Annotated in this window: 12 protein-coding genes and 3 tRNA genes; 3 read left to right on the top strand and 12 right to left on the bottom strand. The window is 73.1% G+C overall.

Annotation, left to right across the window (positions count from 1 at the left end; translation table 11 throughout):
• Position 1: 1 nt before the first annotated feature.
• The 5 genes from DAA34_RS08010 to DAA34_RS07990 all read right to left on the bottom strand — a co-directional run bounded on the left by DAA34_RS08010 (position 2) and on the right by DAA34_RS07990 (position 3561).
• Positions 2 to 74 (bottom strand) — tRNA-Val (locus tag DAA34_RS08010).
• A 50-nt stretch (positions 75 to 124) separates the two neighbouring features.
• Entirely contained in the window at positions 125 to 577 is a 453-nt protein-coding gene (locus tag DAA34_RS08005) for an acyltransferase (RefSeq protein WP_106818377.1), read from the bottom strand.
• A 146-nt stretch (positions 578 to 723) separates the two neighbouring features.
• Positions 724 to 1200, bottom strand: a complete 477-nt coding sequence (locus tag DAA34_RS08000; protein ID WP_106818376.1) for a peroxiredoxin — start codon at positions 1198 to 1200, stop codon at positions 724 to 726.
• 19 nt (positions 1201 to 1219) lie between these two features.
• Positions 1220 to 3073 carry a DUF3052 family protein gene (locus tag DAA34_RS07995; RefSeq protein ID WP_106818375.1) on the bottom strand — a complete coding sequence of 618 codons (1854 nt, stop codon included), beginning with the start codon at positions 3071 to 3073 and terminating at the stop codon, positions 1220 to 1222.
• Positions 3070 to 3561, bottom strand: coding sequence for a PH domain-containing protein (locus DAA34_RS07990; RefSeq protein WP_106818374.1), 492 nt, complete (start codon positions 3559 to 3561; stop codon positions 3070 to 3072). The genes DAA34_RS07995 and DAA34_RS07990 overlap by 4 nt, the downstream gene beginning before the upstream one ends.
• A gap of 134 nt (positions 3562 to 3695) precedes the next feature.
• Here DAA34_RS07990 and aceE point away from each other — a divergent pair, with 134 nt between their 5' ends.
• The 3 genes from aceE to DAA34_RS07975 are packed head-to-tail and all read left to right on the top strand — an operon-like array spanning position 3696 to position 8376.
• On the top strand, positions 3696 to 6497 hold the full coding sequence (gene aceE, locus DAA34_RS07985) for a pyruvate dehydrogenase (acetyl-transferring), homodimeric type (RefSeq protein ID WP_106818373.1): 2802 nt from the start codon (positions 3696 to 3698) through the stop codon (positions 6495 to 6497).
• Positions 6498 to 6540: 43 nt separating this feature from the next.
• Positions 6541 to 7959 (top strand): argininosuccinate synthase, encoded by a 1419-nt coding sequence (argG, locus tag DAA34_RS07980; protein WP_106818372.1) that lies wholly within the window; start codon positions 6541 to 6543, stop codon positions 7957 to 7959.
• 18 nt (positions 7960 to 7977) lie between these two features.
• Positions 7978 to 8376, top strand: a complete 399-nt coding sequence (locus DAA34_RS07975; protein WP_106818371.1) for an acyl carrier protein — start codon at positions 7978 to 7980, stop codon at positions 8374 to 8376.
• A gap of 36 nt (positions 8377 to 8412) precedes the next feature.
• Here DAA34_RS07975 and DAA34_RS07970 read toward each other — a convergent pair whose 3' ends face one another.
• The 7 genes from DAA34_RS07970 to DAA34_RS07940 form a co-directional block, all read right to left on the bottom strand.
• On the bottom strand, positions 8413 to 8928 hold the full coding sequence (locus tag DAA34_RS07970) for a DUF3145 domain-containing protein (RefSeq protein ID WP_106818370.1): 516 nt from the start codon (positions 8926 to 8928) through the stop codon (positions 8413 to 8415).
• Between the two features lie 152 nt (positions 8929 to 9080).
• Positions 9081 to 9154: transfer RNA gene (locus tag DAA34_RS07965), tRNA-Ile, on the bottom strand.
• Positions 9155 to 9212: 58 nt separating this feature from the next.
• A tRNA-Asn gene (locus DAA34_RS07960) sits at positions 9213 to 9285 on the bottom strand.
• Between the two features lie 62 nt (positions 9286 to 9347).
• Positions 9348 to 9848: a hypothetical protein gene (locus DAA34_RS07955; protein ID WP_106818369.1), complete on the bottom strand. Its 501-nt coding sequence runs from the start codon at positions 9846 to 9848 to the stop codon at positions 9348 to 9350.
• Positions 9845 to 11788 carry a DNA primase gene (dnaG, locus tag DAA34_RS07950; protein WP_106818368.1) on the bottom strand — a complete coding sequence of 648 codons (1944 nt, stop codon included), beginning with the start codon at positions 11786 to 11788 and terminating at the stop codon, positions 9845 to 9847. The genes DAA34_RS07955 and dnaG overlap by 4 nt, the downstream gene beginning before the upstream one ends.
• Before the next feature lie 79 nt (positions 11789 to 11867).
• Positions 11868 to 12212 (bottom strand): hypothetical protein, encoded by a 345-nt coding sequence (locus DAA34_RS07945; protein ID WP_106818367.1) that lies wholly within the window; start codon positions 12210 to 12212, stop codon positions 11868 to 11870.
• A gap of 80 nt (positions 12213 to 12292) precedes the next feature.
• Complete coding sequence (locus tag DAA34_RS07940) at positions 12293 to 13600, bottom strand: deoxyguanosinetriphosphate triphosphohydrolase (protein ID WP_106818366.1); 1308 nt, start codon at positions 13598 to 13600, stop codon at positions 12293 to 12295.
• Between the last annotated feature and the right edge of the window lie 9 nt (positions 13601 to 13609).

Below are 13609 nucleotides of genomic sequence, written 5' to 3'. Positions count from 1 at the left end.
GTGGGCCCGGCCGGGGTCGAACCGACGACACCCGCGGTGTAAACGCGGTGCTCTACCAGCTGAGCTACAGGCCCCAGGGTGGGCGCCCATTGTGGCAGGCGCGGCCGGACCGCGGTCGCCCCGTTCAGGTCGGCCGGTGGTCCACCGTGCCGTCGGTGCGTCCGACGACCCGCGCGGGGGCCCCGACGGCGATGCTTCCGGCGGGGACGTCGCGGGTGACGACCGCGTTCGCCCCGATGACGCAGCGGTCCCCGATGCTCACCCCGCTCGTCACGACGGCCCCGACCCCGAGCCAGCAGGAGTCGCCGATCCTCGTCGGGCCTTTCGAGACGAATCCTTGGGCCGTGAACGGCCGGGTCGGGTCGTCGAAGCGGTGATCGCTGTCGCCGACGAAGCAGTGGTTGGCGATCATGCAGTCCTGCCCGATCGACACCTTCTCGAGCGCGGCGATCATGACGCCGAGGTTGAGGAAGGTGCCTCGGCCGATCGTGATCCGGCCGGACTCACCGCCGGTGAGCCACACCCACGGCTCGAGCAGGACGTCGCGCCCGACCTCCAACCGGCCGTCGCGCAGCATCTGCAACGGCTCCCCGAGGACGACCCCGCGCGCGTACGCGCGTCGCCGCGCGAGCTCGTAGGTCAGCGCGAGGCGGTACCGCCTCGACTGGCTCGCCCCGAGGAGCCGGTGCCGGGCCCACCACAGGCGGGCCGGCCCCCACTCGCTCAGGAGGACAGGCCCTCGAGCGCCTCGCGGTACCCGGCGAAGTCGCGGCGCTCACCCGGGGCGTTGACGAGGGACCACGCGATCTTGCCGTCGCGGTCGACGAGGAAGGTGCCGCGGATCGCCATGCCCGCGTCCTCGTTGAAGACGCCGTAGGCCTTGGCGACCTCGCCGTGCGGCCAGAAGTCGGACAGCAGGGGGAAGAAGTAGCCCTCCTGGTCGGCGAAGGCGCGCAGGGAGAACATCGGGTCGCAGGAGACGGCGAGCACCTGGACGTCGTCGGACTCGAAGGCGCCGAGGTCGTCGCGGATCTCGCACAGCTCACCGGTGCAGATGCCGGAGAAGGCGAACGGGTAGAAGACGACGACGACGTTCTTCTCGCCGCGGAACGAGGAGAGCGTGACCTCCTCGCCCTTCTGGTTCTTCAGCGTGAAGTCGGGGGCGTCCTGGCCGACGGCGGGGGCAGCGTTGTCGCTCATGCCCGCCATCCTGCCAGCGTCAGCGCTTCGGCGCGACGAGCCGGGTCGCCGTCCACTCGGCACCGGCCTTGATCGTGCTCGACACCCGCAGGCCCGAGGTCTTCGCGGCGTCCTCGATCTCGCTCGGGTCGACCTCGCCGTCGGTGCCCGACCGCGGCGTGAGCAGGGTGACCGCCCCGGCCTCGTCCAGCGTGCCGAGGACGTCGACGAGCGCGTCCGTCAGGTCGCCGTCGCCGTCGCGCCACCACAGGATCGCCGCGTCGACGGCACCGGTGTAGTCCTCGTCCTCCAACGGCTCACCGACGACGTCCTCGATCTGCTCGCGCAGCCCCTCGTCGACGTCGTCGTCCCAGCCGTACTCCTGCACGACCTGACCGAGCCGGAAGCCGAGACGGTCCGTGATCGCGTTCGTCTCCTCGGCCGGCACGGCCCCTGTTCCCTCCGTGTGAGCAGTCATCGGGTCAAGTTCACCCCTTCGCCGCCCCCGGCGCAAGCGCATCGCGTCTCGGGCGTCCGCCGCGCGGGTCGACAGCGCGCGCTCCAGCCGCGCGGCGTCCCCGGTGTCGATGTCCGGGATCCGGCAGGCGACCGGGCCGCTCGTCGTCGCGACCTGCACGGTGGCCAGCCGCAGGCGCCGACCGACCGGGCCGTCGGTGACGGCGAGGGACTGGATGCGCGCGTACGGCACCACCGCCACGGTGCGGCGCCAGCGTCCGGTGCGGACGACAACGGCCGAGCGGGTCAGGACGGCGCCACGGGTCCGCCAGGTGATGGGCGCGAGCCATCGGGCACGCCGCGGGGTGGCGACCGTGCGCGCCGCGACACCGGCGAGGAGGCCGTCGACGGCGCCCGCCGTCTCGGCGTCGAGGACGGCCGCGATCGTCCGTCGTGCCTCGGCCCCGGAGGCGACGGGGGCGAGCATCGAGGCGGCGATCCCCTCGTCGTCGCGAGCGACCGTTCCCGCGACGTTCGCCTCGACCCGCCACCAGCCCGCTGGCCGCCACAGCGCGTGCTGCACCACGCCGACCGCCTGGACCCGGTGCAGCGGGACCGTCGCGGTCCGGGTGTCGGTGAGACCGGAGGAGGTCCGCACCCACCCGGGTCCCCTCCGGGCGGAGAAACCGCACCGGTGCAGGAACGCCCGGACCTTCGCCGGGCCCACGCCGACGACGAGCGGGACGAGCGCCGGCAGCGCCTCGGGCCGTCCCGCGGCCGCCGACCCGAGGGCGAGCGCGCCGCCCGCGACGACGAGCAGGCTCCACGGGTCGAGCAGCTCCGATGCGAGGACCCGCGCGGCGGGGGCGCGGTTGAGGACGTCGCGCTCGAGGCCGTCGTCCTCGCGGCCGTCGGGCCGGGCACCCGGCGTGGGCGGTGGGACCTCGTCCCCGGCGCGGGCGAGGATCTCGGCCCGGAGCGCGTCGGCGTCCCGGCGCGAGAGGTAGGCCAGGCTGACGTGCGAGTCCGCCCCGCCCGCCGACTCCACCCGCAGCTCGACGAGACCGATGAGCCGGGCGAGGACGGGGCGCACGAGGTCGACGGACTGGACCCGGTCGTAGGGCACCCGGCGGACGGTGCGGGTGAGGATGCCCGTGCGCAGCTCGAGCTCGGCGGAGCCGACCCGGTAGGCGGATGTGAGCCAGCCGATCGACCCGACGCCGATCGCCCCGAGGAGCACGAGGGCGAGCGCCCCGACCGCGGGGCCGAGGTGCCCCCGGACGAGGTCCCACTCGCCTGCGGAGGCGCTGCCGACGACGTCGTCCGTGAGCGTCCCCACGACCCACGCCAGCACGCCGAAGAGCACGAGGCCGCCGCGCATGAGCGTCGACAGCGGGTGGAACCGACGCCAGCGGTCGTCGGCGCCGAGGGCGGTCACAGCCCGGCCCGGAGGGCCTCGCCCCGGTCGGACAGCCGCGCGCGCAGGCGCTCGGCCTCGGCGGTCGGCAGCCCGGGGATGGCCCCGCTCGTCGACGGCGAGGCGGTGTGGACCTCGAGGCGCGCATAGCCCAGCCGGCGGGCGATCGGCCCGGCGGAGAGGTCGACGTACTGGATGCGCCCGTACGGGATCGACGACAGCGTGCGCCACACCCGGCCGGTGCGCACGACGAGGTCGTCCTCGAGCTCGACGTACGAGATGGCGGCGACCTGTCGCCCGACGAGCCACCACACCCACGCGAGGACGACGATGATGCCCGCGAGCACGGGCAGGCCCCACGCGGGGTGGACCCACGCCAGCACCCCGGCGCCGAGCAGCACCGGCGCCAGCCCGAGGAGGACCGCGATCCGGCGGCCCGTGGCGAGCCGGGGATGCACCCGGCGCCAGGGCACGGCCCCGCCGGCCTCGTCGAGCGTGATGCCGTCCATGGGCTCAGTCTCCCGCCCCGGCGCGACCCGCGGCCCACCCGGGCCGATGTGACCGGCGACACGTCGGGTGCGAGGATGGTCGTCGTCAGCCGCGGGCCCACCGGCCGCGGATCGACGATCGAGAGGACGACGACGTGCCCGACCGCCGCGACGACTGGGGGCCGATCCTCAACGGGATCCCGACCCACCTGCCGGACATCGACCCGGACGAGACGAACGAGTGGCTCGAGTCCCTCACGGGGCTCATCGACGACAGCGGGCGCGCGCGGGCGCGATACGTCATGCTCCGGCTCCTGGAGCGCGCGCGCGAGCTCAACGTCGGGGTCCCGTCGCTGACGACCACGGACTACGTCAACACGATCCCGGTCGAGCACGAGCCGTGGTTCCCCGGCGACGAGGACATCGAGCGCCGCTACCGCGCCTTCCTCCGTTGGAACGCGGCCGTCCTCGTCCACCGCGCGCAGCGGCCGGGGGTGAGCGTCGGGGGGCACATCTCCACCTATGCGTCGGCGGCCACGCTCTACGAGGTGGGGATGAACCACTTCTGGCGCGGCAAGGACCACCCGGGCGGGGGCGACCAGATCTTCTTCCAGGGCCACGCCTCCCCCGGCATGTACGCCCGCGCCTTCCTCGAGGGCCGCCTGTCCGAGGCGGACCTCGACGGCTTCCGGCAGGAGAAGAGCCACCCCGCCTCCGGCGCCGGCCGGGGTCTGCCCAGCTACCCGCACCCGCGCGGCATGCCCGACTTCTGGGAGTTCCCGACCGTGTCGATGGGACTCGGTCCGATGAACGCCATCTACCAGGCCCAGGCCAACCGGTACCTGCACAACCGGAGCATCAAGGACACGAGCGACCAGCACGTGTGGGCGTTCCTCGGCGACGGCGAGATGGACGAGCCGGAGAGCCGCGGCCTGCTGCAGGTGGCCGCGAACGAGGAGCTCGACAACCTCACCTTCGTCGTCAACTGCAACCTGCAGCGGCTCGACGGGCCGGTCCGGGGCAACGGCAAGATCATCCAGGAGCTCGAGTCCTTCTTCCGGGGCGCCGGCTGGAACGTCATCAAGGTCGTCTGGGGCCGCGGGTGGGACCCGCTGCTCGCCGCCGACTCCGACGGCGCGCTGGTCAACCTCATGAATCAGACGCCGGACGGTGACTACCAGACCTTCCGCGCCAACGACGGCGCCTACGTCCGCGAGCACTTCTTCGACCGCGACCCGCGCACCCGGCGGATGGTCGCGGACTGGTCCGACGACGACATCTGGTGGAAGCTCAAGCGCGGTGGTCACGACTACCGCAAGGTCTACGCGGCGTACCGGGCGGCGGTGCGCCACACGGGCCAGCCGACGGTCATCCTCGCCAAGACGATCAAGGGGTACGGGCTCGGCTCGCAGTTCGCCGGCCGCAACGCGACGCACCAGATGAAGAAGCTGACGCTGACCGACCTCAAGGGCCTGCGGGACAGCCTGTCCATCCCCATCGACGACGCCACCCTTGAGAAGGATCCCTACCTCCCGCCGTACCACCGGCCGCCGGAGGGCGACGAGACGATCGAGTACATGCTCGAGCGGCGCCGGAAGCTCGGCGGCGCGGTCCCGCAGCGCCGGGTCCTCTACTCGGTCCCGGAGCTGCCCGCCGAGAAGGACTACCGCGGCCTGGCCAAGGGGTCCGGCAAGCAGGAGGTGGCGACGACGATGGCGTGGGTGCGCCTCCTCAAGGACCTCATGCGCACCCCCGGCCTGGGCGAGCGGATCGCCCCGATCATCCCCGACGAGGCCCGCACCTTCGGGCTCGACGCGATGTTCTCGACGGCGAAGATCTACAACCCGCACGGCCAGCGCTACACCTCGGTCGACGCCGACCTCATGCTCGCCTACAAGGAGTCCGAGGAGGGGCGGCTGGTCCACACGGGCATCAACGAGGCGGGGTCGGTCGCGGCGTTCACCGCACTCGGCACGGCCTACGCGACGCACGCGCAACCCCTCGTACCGGTCTACATCTTCTACTCGATGTTCGGTTTCCAGCGGACCGGCGACGGCCTGTGGGCGGCCGGGGACCAGATGGCCCGCGGGTTCGTCCTCGGCGCGACCGCCGGTCGGACGACGCTCACCGGCGAGGGCCTGCAGCACGCGGACGGGCACTCCCCGCTGCTCGCCTCGACGAACCCGGCCGTCGTCTCGTACGACCCGGCATGGGCCTTCGAGATCGCCCACATCATGCGGGCGGGCATCGAGCGGATGTACGGCGGCGACCCCGCGCAGGACGACGAGGCGCGCGCGACCGAGCGCAACGTCATGTACTACCTCACGCTCTACAACGAGCCCGTCCACCAGCCCGCGGAGCCCGAGGGTCTCGACGTCGACGCCCTGCTGGCGGGCCTGTACCGCTACGCGCCCGGCGACGACGCCGGCCTCGAGGGCACTCCCCCGCGCGCCCAGCTGCTCGCCAGCGGTGTCGCGATGCCGTGGGCGCTGGAGGCCCAGCGACTGCTGCGCGACGACTGGGGCGTCGTCGCCGACGTGTGGTCGGTGACGAGCTGGGCCGAGCTGCGGCGCGAGGCGATGGCGTGCGACGAGGACGCCTTCCTCCACCCCGACCGGCCGCGGCGGACCCCGTTCGTCACCCGCCAGCTGCAGGACACCCACGGTCCGGTCGTCGCGGTGACCGACTACATGAAGGCCGTGCCGGACCAGATCCGTCCGTGGGTCCCGGAGGAGTTCTCCGCGCTGGGGACCGACGGCTTCGGGTTCTCCGACACCCGGCCCGCGGCACGCCGGTTCTTCCACGTCGACGGTCCCTCGATCACCGTCCGAGCGCTGCAGATGCTCGCCGCGCGCGGGTGGATCGACGCCGACGTCCCGGCCCGGGCCGCGCAGCGCTACCGCCTGCTCGACGTCACCGCCGGGGAGTCGGGCAACGAGGGCGGCGAGGACGTCTGAGCCGGCCGACGGCTGACGCGGCTCTGGCCCTAGGCTGACCCTCGTGTCCAAGGTCCTCACTTCCCTCCCTGTCGGTGAACGTGTCGGCATCGCCTTCTCCGGCGGTCTCGACACCTCGGTCGCGGTCGCGTGGATGCGCGAGAAGGGGTCGGTGCCGTGCACGTACACGGCCGACCTCGGCCAGTACGACGAGCCGGACATCGCGTCCGTCCCCGACCGCGCGAAGGAGTACGGGGCCGAGGTCGCGCGCCTCGTCGACTGCCGCGCGGCGCTCGTCGAGGAGGGCCTCGCGGCGATCGCCTGCGGTGCGTTCCACATCCGCTCCGGCGGGCGCACGTACTTCAACACCACGCCGCTCGGTCGGGCCGTCACCGGGACGCTGCTCGTGCGCGCCATGGCCGAGGACGGGGTCTCCATCTGGGGCGACGGGTCGACGTACAAGGGCAACGACATCGAGCGGTTCTACCGCTACGGCCTCATGGCCAACCCGGACCTGCGGATCTACAAGCCGTGGCTCGACGAGGCCTTCGTCACCGAGCTCGGCGGTCGCGACGAGATGAGCCAGTGGCTCGCCGAGCGGGACCTGCCGTACCGGGCGAGCAAGGAGAAGGCGTACTCGACCGACGCCAACCTCTGGGGCGCGACGCACGAGGCCAAGCGCCTGGAGCACCTCGACACGAGCGTCGAGCTCGTCGAGCCGATCATGGGCGTCCGCTTCTGGGACCCGGCGGTGCAGATCGAGACCGAGGACGTCACGGTTCGCTTCGAGCAGGGCCGCCCGGTCGCCATCAACGGTGAGGAGTTCGGTGGCGACGTGGTCGCCCTCGTCGATGCCGCCAACCGCATCGGCGGGCGTCACGGCCTGGGGATGTCGGACCAGATCGAGAACCGGGTCATCGAGGCCAAGAGCCGCGGCATCTACGAGGCGCCCGGCATGGCCCTGCTGCACATCACCTACGAGCGGCTGCTCAACGCGATCCACAACGAGGACACGATCGCCAGCTACCACGCCGACGGGCGTCGTCTCGGGCGGCTGATGTACGAGGGCCGGTGGTTCGACCCGCAGGCCCTCATGGCGCGCGAGTCGATCCAGCGCTGGGTCGCCTCCGTCGTCTCCGGCGAGGTCACCCTGCGGCTGCGGCGCGGCGAGGACTACTCGATCGTCGACACCCGCGGCGAGGGCTTCAGCTACCACCCGGACAAGCTGTCGATGGAGCGGACGACGGATGCTGCCTTCGGCCCGCTCGACCGGATCGGCCAGCTGACGATGCGCAACCTCGACATCGCCGACAGCCGGAGCAAGCTCGAGACGTACGCCTCCCGCGGCCAGCTGCTCGCGAACCACACCCAGCTCATCGGCGAGCTCGAGCCGGGCCGTGCGGGCGCGATCACCGGCGGCGCGAGCGAGTCCGAGGGCGAGCAGTGGCTCGACGCGGCCGCGATCGAGTCGGGGACCGACTGACCGCGGCGGCTCGCTGACGTGTCGGAATCGCTTGCGGAGTCGCTGCGCGCCCTCGGCCTCACCGGGTCCGAGGATCCGGCGACCGACGAGACCGCGGCGTCGGACGGCGGCGAAGGTGACCCGGCAGCCCGCATCCGCGCCCTCTGCGCCGCGGAGCGGGAGTGCACGGTCGGTGCCGACGAGCTCGGCGACGACGTCGACCTCACGAGCGTGGGGTTCGACGACCTCGGGCTGCTCACGCTGGCGATGCTCACCGAGCAGACCTTCGACGTCGAGCTGACGGACGCCGAGATCCACGGCGCGCGCACGGTGGGCGATCTCGTATCGGCGGTGCGCCGGGCCCAGCAGGACACCGCGACGCAGGCCGATCGAGCGGGCGGGGACGCTGAGCACGGAACGCCTCCGCACCGTCCCTGAGCCGGTGCGGAAGCGTTCGGGGACCGCGAGGCCGGGTCAGCCGACCTTGTGCAGCCAGCGGACGGGGGCACCCTCGCCGGCGTGGCGGAAGGGCTCGAGCTCGGCGTCCCAGTCGGCGCCCAGGAGCTCACCGAGCATGTCCTCGATCGCCTCCGACGACCCTTGGGCCAGGAGGAGGACCTCCTTGAGCCGGTCCTCGTTGACGACCGCGTCGCCGCTGGCGGAGATCCACGAGTGGTGGATGCCGAGCGAGGGGGTGTGCTGCCACCGGGACCCGTCGACGCCGGGGCTGGGCTCCTCGGTCACCTCGTACCGGACGTCGTCCCACCCGCGCAGGGCGCTGGCGATCTTCGCGCCCGACCCGACCGGGCCGGTCCACGAGAACTCCGTGCGGACCAGACCCCGGCCAGCAGGCTGCGGGGACCAGTCGAGCGTCACGCGGGTACCGAGAATCGACTCCAGCGCCCACGTGATGTGAAGGCAGAGCGCGCTCGCGGTCGAGTGGACGAACACCACCCCGCGGGTCAGGTGCTGCGTGCTTCGTGCGGACATCCGATGCTCCTCAGGGTGTGGTGGACGTCTTCCCCACGGCCATCCACCCGAGGCGGCTCGGTGCCTGCAGCACCAGCGTGTGCGGTTGTGAGTCCCATTGTGCACGAGAGCGCACAGCCGCACCACCCGTCACACGGGTGACGCCTGCTCGGTGGGGCGACTCGGGCTTGAACCGAGGACCGACGGATTATGAGTCCGCTGCTCTGACCGACTGAGCTACCGCCCCGTGCCGACGACGAAGGCCCCCGCTGGCGTCGTGCTGCGGGGGCCTTGGTCGACGGAAGCTCCCCCGGTTGGACTCGAACCAACAACCTGCCGATTAACAGTCGGCTGCTCTGCCAATTGAGCTACAGGGGATCGCGACGAGCGCTGGGCAACGATAGCAAAGGGGGGACGCGGCTCCGAATCCGGTGCGCCGGTCAGGCAGGGGCCCCGATGCGCTCCCGGAGGGTGGCGAGCATCTCCTGCTCCTCCGGGCTCCTGCGATCCTCAGGCACGAGCCGGCCGGATCGGACGACCTGCTCCAGCAGCGCCCGCGTCGTGAGGTCCTGGCGGATCGCGACGAACGTGCGTCCCCGGGCGAGCGACTCGCTCGTCACGACCGACGTCTGGACCCGCTCCCGCAACGCCTCGAGCAGACCCGAGTCCTCGTCGACGGCGAGCATCCGCTGCTGCCCGTCGACGGTCGTCACGACGAGTGCGTCCTCGTCAGCCACCCACCGCCCCGAGAGCACCTCGTGCCACGGCGTGAGCGAGATCGCGCCGCCGGCGTCGACGACCGCGAGCTCGGCGACGGTCGCGACGACCACCCCGCCGGAGCCGTCGGTCGCCCACGCGACGACGCGACCGGCGCCCGCGCTGCGCAGGGCCTCGCGGGCAGCACCGTCGATCCGGCTGCGGCGACGGAACGGGTTCCTCATTCGGTGACCTCCGCACGGAGTCGGGCGAGCTGCTGCTGCAGCTCCATGAGCCGGGTCGACGCGGCGCGGGCCTCGGCCCGGTCCGCGGAGGGATCGGAGTCCAAGCGCCGCAGCGTGGACATCGCGTCGCCGATCCGCATCGTCAGGCCGACCTCACGGACCCGGTTGACGAGGGAATCGAGGTAGCGACGTGGGGGCAGGCCGCTCGAGACGTCGAAGCGGACGGGCAGCGGGGCGACGGCGAGCTCCGCGAGCAGCGGGCGCACCGGCACGGCCGCGGCCTCGCTGACCGCCGCGGCCCACCCGGCGTGGCTCGTGCCGCGGTCGATCGGGCCGACCGCGCGGATCGCACCGAAGACGGCACGGTGCGCCGGGGCGTGGAACCCCGCCGGGTCGATCGCGTCAAGGGCGGCCGGCTCGAACTGCGCCGGAAACTGCAGGAGTGCCTGCAGCAGCTGCCGCTCGGCGTTGACGACCGGGTCCCGCAGGTCCGGCCGGGGCAGCGCCGCCGGCTCGATCGGGGCGGCGGTCGACCCCGGGCGCAGCTGCCCGGGTCGCGGCTGGCCGGTCCGGTCTTGGCCCGTCTGCGCCTGCCGGGCGGCCCGGGCGAGCTCGCCCCGCACCTGCTCCGGCTCGACCCCGACCCAGCCCGCGACGGTGCGCACGTACTCCGTCCGCTGCCCCGTGTCGCGGATGCCGTTGACGATCGGCGCGACCGCCCGCACGGCGGCGACCCGCCCCTCGGCCGAGGCGAGGTCGAAGCGCGCCAAGGTCGTGCGGACCGCGAACTCGAACATGGGCACGGCGTGCTCGACGAGCGAGCGCACGGCCGGATCGCCCTTGGCCTGGCGGAGGTCGCACGGGTCCATGCCCGCCTCAGCGACCGCGACGTAGGACTGGCTGGCCCACCGCTGGTCCTCGCCGAACGCCTTCATCGCCGCCTTCTGGCCCGCCTCGTCGCCGTCGAAGGTGAAGACGACCCGGGCCGGCGCGAGGTCGGCCTCGTCGCGCAGGATCCGCCGGATGATCTTCACGTGGTCGACACCGAAGGCGGTGCCGCACGTCGCGACGGCCTCCCCGACCCCGGCCAGGTGCGCCGCCATGACGTCGGTGTACCCCTCGACGACGACGGCCCGGCGGCTGCGGGACATCTCCTTCTTCGCCAGGTCGAGCCCGTAGAGCACGTGGGACTTCTTGTAGATCGGGGTCTCGGACGTGTTGAGGTACTTCGCGGCGATGCGGTCGTCGTCGTGCAGGCGCCGGGCGCCGAACCCGACCGTGTCACCGGTGATGTCCCGGATGGGCCAGACGAGCCGGCCCCGGAAGCGGTCGTAGAGGCCCCGTTGCGAGCGTCCGCACAGCCCCGCCGTCGTCACCTCGTCCTCGGTGAAGCCTCGCTCGAGGAGGTGCCGCGCGAGGTCGTCGCCGCCGCGGGGCGCGTACCCGACGGCGAAGCGCTCCGCCGCGGCACGGTCGAAGCCCCGGCCCCGCAGGAAGTCCCGCCCGATGCGCGCCTCTCCCCCGGCGACGAGCGCTTGGGCGTAGAACTGCTCGGCAGCCCGGTGCGCCTCGACGAGCCGGGCACGTCGACCCAGTCCGAGCCCTTCGCGCCGCGGGCCGGCGCCCTCCTCGTACCGCAGCTCCATGCCGAGCTTGCTCGCGAGGTGCTCGACGGCCTCGGTGAAGCTCAGGTGGTCGACGGCGCGGACGAACGAGATGACGTCCCCGCCCTCGCCGCAGCCGAAGCAGTGGTAGGCACCGACCGTCTCGCGCACGGTGAAGCTCGGCGTCTTCTCGTCGTGGAACGGGCACAGCCCCTTCATCGACCCCGGCCCGGCCGGGCGGAGCGTGACGTGCTCACGCACGATGTCGGTGATCGAGGTGCGCTCCTTGACGGCCTCGACGTCCTCGGACCGGATCCGACCGTTCCGCTCAGCCATCGCACCTCCTCGTCGCTCGACCCGCCGAGTCTAGGCACCGGAGGCGGCGGCCGCGGCAGGCCTGGCGCCGGGGAGCGGATCAGCCGGCGGGGACGAGCATGACGCGCCCGGCGGAGGCGCCCGGGGCGTCCGCCGGCTCGCCCTCGGACCACACCGCCCGCACCTGCCAGATGTCCCCCGCGATCGTCACCGACGATCCCTCCGACGTCGGGGTGGGCTTCGCGATCGCCCCGCCGTCGCTGATGCCGAGAGTGACGTCGTTGCCGTCGACGTTCGTCGCGACGACGGTCGACGTCTCGATCTCCGCCGGGACGTTCTGCCGCAGCACCACGGCGCCGGCGGGCGTCGCTGCGGGAGGCGACTCGCCGGTGGCGCACGCCGACAGACCGAGCGCCACGACCGCGATCGCTCCGACGGCTCTCATCGATCCCCCCTGCACCCTTCCGCGCGCGGCAGTCGGTGCCGTCGCGACACCTGCCGGATCCGCGCCCTGTCCCACCGCCATCAGTCCCCCTCATCCGGTTCGGGCTGTGCGCCGATCACACCCCGTCGGGCCTTCGACGTCAACGGGGAGCAGTCCCCCGAGGCGATCCGGGCGTGGAGCTCGATCGCCCTGGTGTCGGTGAGCGAGGCGACCTGGTCGACGACGACCCGCAGGCGCCCGGCCTCGTCGCCGGCCGCGGCGAGATCGGGCAGGAGGTCGGCGTCGAGCCGCGCCGGGGGGTCCTGCGCGAACCACGTCGCCAGGTCTCGGACGACCTCGCGCTGGTGCGCGTACACCTCGGCCCGGGCGTCGGCCCGCATGACGAAGTGGGCGGCGACCGCCTTGAGGACGGCGACCTCGGCACGAGCCGTGTCGGGGACGACGAGGTCCGCCTCGTACCGACGCAGCGGCGCAGGCCCGTGCACGGCGCGCGTGGCCTCCTCGACGGCCTGGACGAAGCGTCCGACGAGCCGGCTCGTCATGTCCTTCAGGGCTGCCAGGTCCCGCCGGGAGCCGTCGAAGGACGCCGGGACGCACCCGGTGGCCAGCAGGCGCTCCAGGGCCGCCCCCAGCGCGTCGGCGCCCAGGTCCGGCGCGTACGCCTCGCCCGCCACCGTGACGACGGCGTCGACGTCCCCGGGATCACGCAGGGCGCGCAGGTCGAGCAGGCCCGAGGCCACTGCGTCCTCGACGTCGTGGACGGAGTACGCGACGTCGTCGCTCCAGTCCATGACCTCGGCCTCGAGGCAGCGGCGGCCATCGGGAGCGTCCTGACGGATCCACCCGAACACGTCGAGGTCGTCGTCGTACGCCCCGAACTTCCCGCTGCCCTCCGGCGCGTCCGCGCTGCGCCACGGGTACTTCGTGGCGGCATCGAGGCTCGCCCGGGTGAGGTTGAGCCCGGCCGACCGGCCGTCCGGATGGAAGCGCTTGGCCTCGAGCCGGGTGAGCACCCGCAGCGTCTGCGCGTTGCCCTCGAACCCGCCGATGCCCGCCGCGACCTGCGCGAGCGCGCTCTCCCCGTTGTGGCCGAACGGCGGGTGGCCGATGTCGTGGGCCAGGCAGGCGACCTCGACGACGTCACCGTCGCACCCGAGGGCGCTGCCGAACTCCCGGCCGATCTGGGCGACCTCCAGCGAATGGGTCAGCCGGGTCCGGACGAAGTCGTCGCTGCCGGGCTGGAGGACCTGCGTCTTCGCCGACAGCCGACGCAGTGCCGCGGAGTGGATGAGCCGCCCGCGGTCCCGGGCGAAATCGTCCCGGTCCGCGCGCTTGTGAACGGGGTCCTCGGCCACCCAGCGTTCCCGGTCGCGCGGCTCGTACCCCATCGCCGTCCC

This window comes from Janibacter massiliensis (genome assembly GCF_900289115.1).
In the GTDB taxonomy this organism is placed as follows: Bacteria; Actinomycetota; Actinomycetes; order Actinomycetales; family Dermatophilaceae; genus Janibacter_A; species Janibacter_A massiliensis.
This window is presented reverse-complemented; position numbering and strand designations above follow the sequence as displayed.